This window comes from Methylomagnum sp. (assembly GCF_054333355.1).
This window is the reverse complement of record NZ_JBTEKS010000175.1, coordinates 1-8815: the sequence shown is the minus strand read 5'-3', so window position 1 is coordinate 8815 and position 8815 is coordinate 1. Positions and strand designations below refer to the sequence as shown.

13 protein-coding genes are annotated in these 8815 nt (G+C 62.7%); all 13 read left to right on the top strand.

The genetic code is table 11. The annotated features are described in order from the left end of the window. On the top strand, nucleotides 1-644 hold a 644-nt coding region (locus tag ACXWUF_RS13655; protein WP_458495217.1), incomplete at its 5' end, for an ABC transporter permease subunit. Then, nucleotides 641-1465 carry an urea ABC transporter ATP-binding protein UrtD gene (gene urtD, locus ACXWUF_RS13650; RefSeq protein ID WP_458495216.1) on the top strand — a complete coding sequence of 275 codons (825 nt, stop codon included), beginning with the start codon at nucleotides 641-643 and terminating at the stop codon, nucleotides 1463-1465. The genes ACXWUF_RS13655 and urtD, both read left to right, overlap by 4 nt. 227 nt (nucleotides 1466-1692) lie before the next feature. After that, entirely contained in the window at nucleotides 1693-2475 is a 783-nt protein-coding gene (locus ACXWUF_RS13645; RefSeq protein ID WP_458495215.1) for an ATP-binding cassette domain-containing protein, read from the top strand. Nucleotides 2476-2650: 175 nt separating this feature from the next. Then, nucleotides 2651-3226, top strand: coding sequence for a HupE/UreJ family protein (locus ACXWUF_RS13640; RefSeq protein ID WP_458495214.1), 576 nt, complete (start codon nucleotides 2651-2653; stop codon nucleotides 3224-3226). Between the two features lie 65 nt (nucleotides 3227-3291). Continuing rightward, nucleotides 3292-4119, top strand: a complete 828-nt coding sequence (locus ACXWUF_RS13635) for an urease accessory protein UreD (protein ID WP_458495213.1) — start codon at nucleotides 3292-3294, stop codon at nucleotides 4117-4119. 78 nt (nucleotides 4120-4197) lie between these two features. Continuing rightward, on the top strand, nucleotides 4198-4500 hold the full coding sequence (gene ureA / locus ACXWUF_RS13630) for an urease subunit gamma (protein WP_458495212.1): 303 nt from the start codon (nucleotides 4198-4200) through the stop codon (nucleotides 4498-4500). A gap of 111 nt (nucleotides 4501-4611) precedes the next feature. Continuing rightward, nucleotides 4612-4929: an urease subunit beta gene (locus ACXWUF_RS13625; RefSeq protein ID WP_458495211.1), complete on the top strand. Its 318-nt coding sequence runs from the start codon at nucleotides 4612-4614 to the stop codon at nucleotides 4927-4929. Continuing rightward, nucleotides 4926-6629, top strand: a complete 1704-nt coding sequence (gene ureC, locus ACXWUF_RS13620) for an urease subunit alpha (RefSeq protein ID WP_458495210.1) — start codon at nucleotides 4926-4928, stop codon at nucleotides 6627-6629. The genes ACXWUF_RS13625 and ureC overlap by 4 nt, the downstream gene beginning before the upstream one ends. Before the next feature lie 42 nt (nucleotides 6630-6671). Then, nucleotides 6672-6905 carry an addiction module protein gene (locus tag ACXWUF_RS13615; protein WP_458495209.1) on the top strand — a complete coding sequence of 78 codons (234 nt, stop codon included), beginning with the start codon at nucleotides 6672-6674 and terminating at the stop codon, nucleotides 6903-6905. Continuing rightward, a complete protein-coding gene (locus tag ACXWUF_RS13610; protein WP_458495208.1) occupies nucleotides 6902-7198 on the top strand; it encodes a type II toxin-antitoxin system RelE/ParE family toxin in 297 nt (98 codons plus the stop codon). The genes ACXWUF_RS13615 and ACXWUF_RS13610 overlap by 4 nt, the downstream gene beginning before the upstream one ends. 120 nt (nucleotides 7199-7318) lie before the next feature. Next, entirely contained in the window at nucleotides 7319-7642 is a 324-nt protein-coding gene (locus ACXWUF_RS13605; RefSeq protein WP_458495207.1) for a nucleotidyltransferase domain-containing protein, read from the top strand. Nucleotides 7643-7695: 53 nt separating this feature from the next. Further along, entirely contained in the window at nucleotides 7696-8127 is a 432-nt protein-coding gene (gene ureE, locus ACXWUF_RS13600) for an urease accessory protein UreE (RefSeq protein WP_458495206.1), read from the top strand. Beyond that, entirely contained in the window at nucleotides 8117-8791 is a 675-nt protein-coding gene (locus ACXWUF_RS13595) for an urease accessory protein UreF (RefSeq protein ID WP_458495205.1), read from the top strand. Before ureE ends, ACXWUF_RS13595 begins: the two co-directional genes overlap by 11 nt. Nucleotides 8792-8815 lie beyond the last annotated feature (24 nt).

Below are 8815 nucleotides of genomic sequence, written 5' to 3'. Positions count from 1 at the left end.
CCTTCCGCTCGCGCATCACCGGCGTCTACTTCTCGATCATCACCCAGGCGATGGTCTTTGCCCTGATGCTGGCCTTCTTCCGCAACGAGATGGGCTTCGGCGGCAACAACGGCCTGACCGACTTCAAAGACCTGCTCGGCTTCAACCTGCAATCCGACGTCACCCGTGGCGCACTGTTCGCCGCCACGGGCCTGAGTTTGATCCTCGCCTATCTGGCCTCCCGCTACGTGGTGGATTCCAAGCTGGGCCGCGTCGTCACCGCCGTCCGCGACCAGGAAGCCCGGGTCCGTTTCCTTGGCTACAAGGTGGAAATGTTCAAGCTGTGGGTGTTCGTGTTCTCCGCCGTGCTGGCGGGGGTGGCGGGCGCCTTGTACGTGCCGCAGGTGGGCATCATCAACCCCAGCGAATTCTCGCCGCTCAACTCCCTGGAAATCGTGGTGTGGGTCGCCGTGGGCGGGCGCGGCACGCTGTACGGGGCCATCATCGGGGCGATTCTGGTGAACTACGCCAAGACCGTGTTCACGGCGGTGTTGCCGGAAGTCTGGCTGTTCGGACTCGGCACCATTTTCATTCTGGTCACGCTGTTCCTGCCCGATGGACTGGTCGGGCTGTGGCAGCGCCGCAAACAGGAGCAAGCCGCATGAGTTCCGGCGCTGATCTTAAATCCCCCTCGGATTATCTGGCCGGGGCGGCGCGTCTCTCGCGCACGGACCAACTGGACACCGTCCACGGCCCGATTCTGTACCTGGAAGACGTGAGCGTGACCTTCGACGGCTTCCGTGCCCTGAACAAGCTCTCGCTGTACATCGACGACGGCGAACTGCGCTGCATCATCGGCCCGAACGGCGCGGGCAAGACCACCATGATGGATGTCATCACCGGCAAGACCCGGCCCGATGTCGGCACGGTGTTCTTCGGCCAGACCATCGACCTCCTCAAGCTGGACGAACCGGCCATCGCCCAGGCGGGCATTTGCCGCAAATTCCAGAAGCCCAGCGTGTTCGAGAAGCTGAGCGTGTTCGAGAACCTCGAACTCGCCATGCACACCGACAAGCACGTCTGGCCCACCCTGTTCGCCCGCCTCACCGGGACGCAACGGGACCGCATCGACGAAGTGCTGCAAACCATCGGCCTCGCCGAACACCGCGATTTCCGGGCCGGGGCGCTCTCCCACGGCCAGAAGCAATGGCTGGAAATTGGCATGTTGCTCATGCAGGAGCCGAAAGTGCTGCTGGTGGACGAGCCGGTGGCGGGCATGACCCACCAGGAATTGGAACGCACCGCCGAATTGCTGCTGTCCCTGGAAGGCAAGCATTCCGTGGTGGTGGTGGAACACGATATGGAATTCGTCCGCTCCATCGCCCGCCGCGTGACGGTGCTGCATGAAGGCTCGGTGCTGACCGAGGGCAGCATGGACGAGGTGCAGAACGACCCGAGGGTCATTCAGGTGTATTTGGGAGGCTAGAGGTCATTTCATAGGATGGATGGAGGCGCTTAACCGGATGACCCGCTTGACGGAAAGGCCGGTGCGCCGTAACCCATCGGGGCTTCCGCAAGCGGCGCGATGGGTTACGGCGCACGGAAACGGTCGTGGCGATGGTTGGCCACCGCCCGGTGCGCCTCCACCCATCCTATAGATTGGTTTTTTTAGCTCCTTAACGGGATTTGGAATTTCAATTGCAGACAAAACCCATGCTGGCAATTTCATCACTCAACCAGTTCTACGGCGAAAGCCACACCCTCTGGGACTTGGACCTCGACGTGCCGCAGGGCGCGTGCGTCTGTCTCATGGGCCGCAATGGCGTGGGCAAGACCACCCTGCTCAAGTGCGTGATGGGCTTGATCCGCACCCGCTCGGGCGCCATCCGCTACGAGGGCGAGGACATCGCCACCGTCAAGCCGGAGAAGCGGGCCGAGTTGGGCATCGGCTTCGTGCCGCAGGGCCGGGAAATCTTCCCGCTGATGACCGTCGAGGAAAACCTCCGCACCGGCTTACGGGCCGCCCGCCGCAAGGGCATCAAGGACGTTCCCGAGCAGGTGTTTGAAATCTTTCCCGTGCTGAAAAAGATGCTCAAGCGTCGGGGCGGGGATTTGTCCGGCGGTCAGCAGCAGCAATTGGCGATAGGCCGGGCGCTGGTCATCGACCCGAAGTTGCTCATCCTCGACGAACCCACCGAAGGCATTCAGCCCAATATTGTCAGCGAAATCGGCGATGTCATCATCCGCCTCAACCGGGCGCGGGGCATCCCGACCAAGCTGGAAAAGACCGAGCCGGACGTGGTGGACGAAATCCGCGAGGGTATCGTCAAGATCAAGCGCGATATGGGCGTGACGGTGCTGTTGGTCGAGCAGAAATTGCCCTTCGCCCGTAAAGTGGCCGACCGCTTCTGCATCATGGACCGGGGCCGGGCCGTCGCCACCGGGGCGATGGATGAATTGAACGAGGACATGGTTAAACGGTATTTGACCGTATGACCGCTGTAGGTCGGGCTTAAGCCCGACCTACGATCAAACCAGTTGATGAGTGGCAAGTTCCGTGGGTAAGCGAGGCGTGGTGCAACCCATCGGCGTGGGGAAGCGCCGACGGGTTGTGCCCCGCCTCGCTTATACTACGGGCTTCCTTTTTCTATGTGATTCGAGGACGGAAGTGATGACGCGATATTTACGGAACCGAACCGCCGCTGGCCTATTGCTGGCGGCTCTTTCCACCCCGGCCCTGGCCCATACCGGCTTGGGCACGGTCCACGGTTTTGCCGCCGGATTCGCCCATCCCTGGCTGGGCGCTGACCATTTGTTGGCGATGTTCGCCGTGGGGCTGTGGGCGTCTGCTTTAGGCGGGAAAGCTTTATGGCTTGTGCCCACCGCGTTCGTCGGCGCGATGGGCCTGGGCGCGGGGATTCATTTCGCCGGGTTCGCGTTGCCCTATGCCGAATGGCTGGTGGCTGGCTCGGTGCTGGCTTTGGGTTTGATGGTGTGGCGTGAGTGGCGACTGGCTTCCGGTTGGGCCGGGGCGTTGGCGGGGCTGTTCGCTCTGTTCCACGGTTATGTACACGCCGCCGAAATCGGCACGGACACGGGCGCGGCGGTGTATGCCGCTGGCTTCCTGCTGGCGACGGCGATGCTGCACGGTTTGGGTCTCGCGGCGGGCCGGGGATTTGCACCGGCGCGGCGCTGGTTCGGGCTGCTGTGCGCGGGCGTGGGTACATATCTTTTGGCGAGTCTGTAAGTGGGAGCGGGCTTCAGCCCGCGACAGCCTTACCTGATCGTGGGCTGAAGCCCACCCCCACCATCATGCACTCGATCCGAAATTGCTCTAACGAAGGTTGGCAAGCTGAATTAGAACTCGGCTTCACCTGCGCCGGGCCGAAAACGCTGCTCTCCCAACGCCGCCATCACGGCCCGCTCACCGTGCAGCGGCCTTTCTACCCGGAAGGCGCGGTTTGCCATGTTTACCTGCTGCACCCGCCCGGCGGCGTGGTGGCGGGGGACAGGCTGGCGATTCGGGTCAATGCCGACACGGGCGCGGAAGCCCTGGTGACGACGCCCGCCGCTGGCAAGTTCTACCGCAGCGACGGCCCGCTGGCCCGCCAAACGGTGACGCTGCAAGTGGACGCGGGCGCGGCGCTGGAATGGCTGCCCCAGGAAACCATCGTGTTCGAGGACGCCCGCGTGGCCTCCGAGATGCGGATCGAATTGCAGGCCGGGGCGCGGTTCGTTGGCTGGGAAATCCTGTCCTTGGGTCGGCCCGCCGCCGGGGAAGGCTTCGCGAAAGGCGCGGCCCGGTTGGATTGGCGCATCACGCTCGACGGCCAGCCGCTTTATTTGGAACGGCAGCGTTTGGACGCGGCGGCTTTCGGCGGTAACTGGGGCTTGCGGAGCCGGGCCGCGCTGGGAACGCTGTTTGCGTATCCGGCGACCGAAGCCCAGCTTAACGCCGTGCGCGACTTGATCGGCGAGACGGCCAATCAGGGCGTGACTTTGATCGACGGGCTGTTGATCTGCCGGGCGCTGGACCCACGGGCGGATTTGCTGCGGCAATTCTTTCTGCGGGTCTGGGAGACGCTTCGACCGGAGACGATGGGCCGGGACGCTTGCCCGCCGCGAATCTGGGCGACTTAACGCCTTGTAGGTCGGGCTTAAGCCCGAAATTGTAGGTCGGGTTTAAACCCGACCTACATGTAGTTATGCGAGACCACCATGCAACTCACCCCACGCGAAAAAGACAAACTGCTGATTTTTACCGCCGCATTATTGGCGGAACGCCGCAAAGCCCGTGGCCTCAAGCTGAATTATCCCGAGGCCATCGCCTATATCTCCGCCGCCATCATGGAAGGCGCACGGGATGGTCGCCCCGTGGCGGAACTGATGGACTATGGCCGCACCCTGCTGAGCCGCGCCGACGTGATGGACGGCGTGTCGGAAATGATCCCGGACGTGCAGGTGGAAGCGACCTTTCCCGACGGGACAAAGCTCGTCACCGTACACAACCCCATCGAATAGTGGCGAGTGATTAGTGGTGAGTGGCTAGTGAAAGCCTGTTTCCATGCAAGCCGCACTCACCACCGACCCACTCACCACTCGTCACTCACCACTAATCACTTCTTCACACCCATGATTCCCGGCGAAATCCTCCCAGCCGACGGCGACCTCGAACTCAACACGGGCCGCCCCACCCTCGTCGTCACCGTGGCGAATACCGGCGACCGGTCCATCCAGGTCGGCTCCCATTACCACTTCTTTGAAACCAACCCCGCGCTCCGCTTCGACCGGCCCGCGACCCGTGGCTTCCGGCTGGACATCCCGGCGGGTACGGCGGTGCGCTTCGAGCCGGGCCAGGAGCGCGAGGTGCAATTGGTCGCTTTCGCCGGAAGCCGGGAGATTTACGGCTTCCGCCAGGATGTGATGGGACCGTTGGAGAATCAGCCATGAGCCGCATTTCAAGACAAGCCTATGCCGACATGTTCGGCCCCACCACCGGCGACCGGGTGCGGTTGGCCGACACCGAATTGTTCCTGGAGGTGGAGAAAGACTTCACCGTCTATGGTGACGAGGTGAAATTCGGCGGCGGCAAGGTCATCCGCGACGGCATGGGCCAGAGCCAGCGCGGTTCCGACGTGGCGGTCGATACGGTCATCACCAACGCGCTGATTATCGACTGGTGGGGCATCGTCAAGGCCGATGTTGGCATCAAGAACGGACGGATCGCCGGAGTCGGCAAAGCCGGGAATCCCGACACCCAGGCCGGGGTGGACATCGTTATCGGGCCGGGGACGGAAGTGATCGCGGGCGAGGGTCAAATCCTCACCGCCGGGGGCATCGACTCCCACATCCATTTCATCTGCCCGCAGCAGGTGGAAGAAGCGTTGATGTCGGGCGTCACCACCATGATCGGCGGCGGCACTGGTCCCGCCACCGGCACCAATGCCACCACCTGCACGCCGGGGCCGTGGAACCTGCACCGCATGTTGCAGGCGGCGGACGCGCTGCCCATGAACATCGGCCTGTTGGGCAAGGGCAACGCCAGCCTGCCGGGGGCGTTGGAAGAGCAAATCCGTAACGGTGCCATCGGCCTGAAACTGCACGAAGACTGGGGCACCACGCCCGCCGCCATCGACTGCTGCTTGTCGGTCGCCGACCAGTACGACGTGCAGGTCGCCATCCACACCGACACGCTCAACGAGTCGGGCTTCGTCGAGGACACCTTCGCCGCCTTCAAGGGCCGCACCATCCACACCTACCACACCGAAGGCGCGGGCGGCGGCCATGCCCCGGACATCATCAAGGCGTGCGGCGAGGCCAACGTGCTACCCTCCTCCACCAACCCGACCCGGCCCTACACGGTCAACACGGTGGACGAGCATTTGGACATGCTGATGGTCTGCCATCACCTGGACCCGGCCATTCCCGAAGACGTGGCGTTCGCCGAATCGCGCATCCGGCGGGAAACCATCGCGGCGGAGGACATCCTGCATGATTTGGGCGCGTTCTCGATGATTTCGTCCGACTCCCAAGCCATGGGCCGGGTCGGCGAGGTCGTCACCCGCACTTGGCAGACCGCCCACAAGATGAAGGTGCAGCGCGGTAGCCTCCCGGAAGACCCGGCGCGGCACGACAATTTCCGCATCAAGCGCTACGTCGCCAAGTACACCATCAACCCGGCCATCAGCCACGGCATCGCCCACGAGGTGGGTTCGGTGGAAGTGGGCAAGCTGGCGGATTTGGTGCTGTGGGCACCGGCTTTCTTCGGTGTGAAACCCAGTCTCATCATCAAGGGCGGCTTCATCGCCGCCGCGCCCATGGGCGACCCCAATGCCTCCATCCCGACGCCGCAGCCGGTGCATTACCGGCCCATGTTCGGCGCGTTGGGCGGGGCGTGCCTTTCCACCTCGTTGACCTTTTTGCCGAAAGCGGCGGTCGAGGCGGATTTGCCCATCAATATTGGTTTGGGTAAGCGGATTGGGGTGGTTTCGAATACCCGCAATATCGGCAAGCGCGATTTGATCCACAACAGCTATCAGCCGCAGATCGAGGTGGATTCGCAAACCTACGCGGTGCGGGCGGATGGGGTGTTGCTGACCTGCGAACCGGCGGAGGTCTTGCCGTTGGCGCAGCGGTATTTTTTGTTTTGATGCTAGACTCGCTGGAACCTTGAATCCATACGGGGTCTTGATATGAACGCCATTCTAAAATCGTTCGGCATCGACCAACTAAGCGTTGAGGACCAAATTTCCTTGGTGGAGGAAATTTGGGATAACGTCGCGGCGAACAGCGCCGAATCATTGAGCCTTCCCGACAGCCAAAAAGCCGAACTAGATCGTCGGCTGGCTGACTGCGACGCCAACCCTGATGACGGGATTCCTTGGGATGAAGTCAAGGCTGCCGCACTCGCCAATTTAAAGCGATGAATCAGCCAATCTCTTTCCATCGAACCGCCCAGGCAGAATTCAACGAAGCGGCGACTTGGTACGAAGCCCAACGAACAGGCTTGGGTCTTGAGTTCATCGCCGAAGTTGATCGCTGCATTACGCTCATCGCGGAAAATCCACATCAGTACGCGGTGCTGTATCGAGAGGTGCGTCGCGCCATAGTTAGACGGTTCCCCTACAACGTGTTTTTTCGGATTGAACCCCGTGGAATACGCATCCTGGCGGTCTTTCATGCGCGCCGAAACCCTGCCGTCTGGCAGAAAAGAACCTGACGATCCCATGTTCAATGGAATAGCGGGCAAGCTGAGCGGCGAGGTTTACGTCTCCAGAGGTCCAGCAACTTGCGCACCTTGCCCGCCCTACGCCTTGTTGTGATGGATTGCATAAACCGCATGTTGAGCGAACAAACCATCCGCGACGCCGCGACCCGAATGGCCGCGATTGCCCATGACCCCCGCAAAATCATCCTGTTTGGCTCTTATGCGCGGGGCGACGCGGACGAAACCTCCGACCTCGATCTATTGGTTGTCGAACGGGAGATTCCCGACCGGGGTGAAGAATGGCTACGGCTGATGGAAGCGGTTCGCGCCTTGCCGGTGGATGTGGATGTGCTGCTTTACACCGAGGACGAGTTCGATAAGCGGCAGGGGTGGTGTTCGACGCCGGTCTATTGGGCGGTTCGGGAGGGCAAGGTGGTCTATGAACGGCTTGCCTGAAGAGGCCGAAACTCTCTACCGCTTACTCGCCAACCCGACATAATTGTTCCGCCATGTTCAGCCTGACCGAATTTGCCCCCCCCGGCGCAGCCCCCACTCACACTATCACCCTCCCCTACGACGCCCGCCAAAAAAGCCGCCTGCTGGCGAAGCTGGACGGCGGCGGCAGCGTAGGCTTGTTCCTGCCTCGCGGTACGGTGCTACGGGGCGGCGATTTGCTCACCGGGCCGGGTGGTGAAGTGGTGTTGATTCAATCCGCGCCGGAACCGCTGTCCGTCGCCCGCGCCGCCGCCCCGCTGCTATTCGCCCGCGCCTGTTATCACCTCGGCAACCGCCATGTTCCCCTGCAAATCCAGCCGGGCGAACTCCGCTACTTCGCCGACCATGTGCTGGACGACATGGTGCGGGGGCTGGGTTTGGACGTCAGCCACGAATCCGCCCCCTTCGAACCAGAATCCGGCGCTTACCACGGCCATGGGCACTGACCTTGCTTTGGTCCGGCTGCTGCAACTGGTCAGCCCGGCCCTGCCCATCGGCATGTACAGCTATTCCCAAGGCATGGAGCGGGCCGTGGAGGACGGCTGGATCACCAATGAAGCCAACGCGGGCGAGTGGATTGGCGGCATTCTCGAACGGGGTCAGGCGCGGGTGGATGTGCCGCTGTTGGCCCGGCTGTACGACGCCTGGGCGGTGGATGATCCGGCCCAAGTGGAACATTGGAGCCGCACCCTCATCGCCTGCCGAGAAACCGCCGAACTCCGCGCCGAGGACCGCCAGACCGGCCAAGCCCTGGCCCGCTTGCTGGATTCCATCGGCGTCGAACGGGCTGGAAACTGGCGGCGGCATCCGTCGGCCACGCTGGCGACCGGCTTCGCGCTGGCGGCGCTGGAATGGGGCATCGCCAAGGAACAGGCGGCGGCGGGCTATCTGTGGAGTTGGCTGGAAAACCAGGTGTTGTGCGCCGTCAAATTGGTGCCGCTCGGGCAGGTGGCGGGACAGCGCTTGTTGCGGGACTTGGCGGCGGGGATTCCCGAGTTGGTGGCCGAAGCCTTGGCGCTGCCCGATGATGAGATTGGCGGCAGCGCCTTCGGTCTGGCCCTCGCCAGCAGTCGGCACGAGATGCAGTATTCGCGGCTGTTTCGGTCCTGACCCAATTCCCGTGGGAGCGGTCTT